Annotated in this window: 2 protein-coding genes; both read left to right on the forward strand. The window is 40.5% G+C overall.

The genetic code is table 11. The features are described 5' to 3' along the window. The coding region (locus AB0Q96_RS39190) for a hypothetical protein (RefSeq protein WP_153830101.1) at positions 1-221 on the forward strand (221 nt) is incomplete at its 5' end. Then, positions 222-1175 (forward strand): minor capsid protein, encoded by a 954-nt coding sequence (locus AB0Q96_RS39195; RefSeq protein WP_365334170.1) that lies wholly within the window; start codon positions 222-224, stop codon positions 1173-1175. Positions 1176-1202: the final 27 nt, after the last annotated feature.

Genomic DNA, 1202 nt, shown 5'->3' on the forward strand with positions numbered 1-1202 from the left:
AAATGAGTTTGCGAGATAAGGTTGTTACCATTCTGGGTTTATCCCCTGCTAAGAATGCACTTAAAGAATCAGGAGAGATAGCAGACGCATTCGCGAATGGCTTGCAAGAAGGAATCAAAGAAACTAATTCCGAAGTGGAAAAGATTATTTCGAATAAATTTGAGGGATTATCTGATGGACTAATCCGAATTGTTGAATCGACACTAAATCGAGGTGATTAAGTGAAATCACAAGATTACTTCATCAAAAGGGAGAAAGCTTCGCAAGAGCAACAGATTAAAGATGATAAGAAACGCATGAACGAGATCAAGAAGCGCCTGCAATACGCACAAGATGCGATACAGAAAGAGATCGACGCACAGTGGGACAGTTTTTCAAATGGACAGAAAATCACTCGTAGCGAAGCGATGAAGCGAGCTAACGAAATGGATGTAAAAGCATTTGCTCGCAAGGCTAAGAAGTATGTTAAAGAAAAAGACTTCTCTCCGACAGCAAACAAGGAATTAAAGCTATACAATCTTACGATGCGTGTTAATCGTTTGGAGTTACTGAAGGCAAATATCGGACTTGAACTGATTGCTACATTCAACGATATGGATAAGTATTTCTCAGGAGAACTTACCGACGCTGGTTTGAAAGAGTTGCAACGTCAAGCGGGCATTTTAGAAATGACGATCGCTAAAAGTGGTTATGCCAAGCTAGTAGAGCAAGTAATCAATAGTTCGTTTCGAGTGGATGCTTTCGCAACGTTTAGCGAACGGCTTTGGATGTACCAAGCAGAGCTGAAAGCTGATTTGGATAAGTTGCTAGTACGTAGTGTGACTTTAGGACGTAATCCTAAACAGTTGGCACCTGAACTAAAGAGATTCCTTACTGAAAAAGGCAGAGAGAATACTCGTTTCAATACTGAGCGATTGATGATCACAGAAACGACTAGGGTTCAGATTGGCATCCAAGAGCGAAGTTATCGTGATGCTGATATTGCGAAGTACACATTCATTTCTGAGCCTTCAGCATGCCGTTTTTGTTTGCCATTGAATGGGAAAGTGTTTGATGTTGATAAAATGGAACCAGGAACAAATGCTGCTCCGATGCATCCATTTTGTAGATGCAGTACAGCACCTTACGTTGATCGCACTGCTTTTGAAAAGATGTTGAAAGAAAGAGGGTTATAAAATGTCTGAACAACTGTTTGTTTGCAA

Origin of the sequence: Streptomyces sp. NPDC093111, from assembly GCF_040683955.1 — a bacterium.
In the GTDB taxonomy this organism is placed as follows: Bacteria; Actinomycetota; Actinomycetes; order Streptomycetales; family Streptomycetaceae; genus Streptomyces.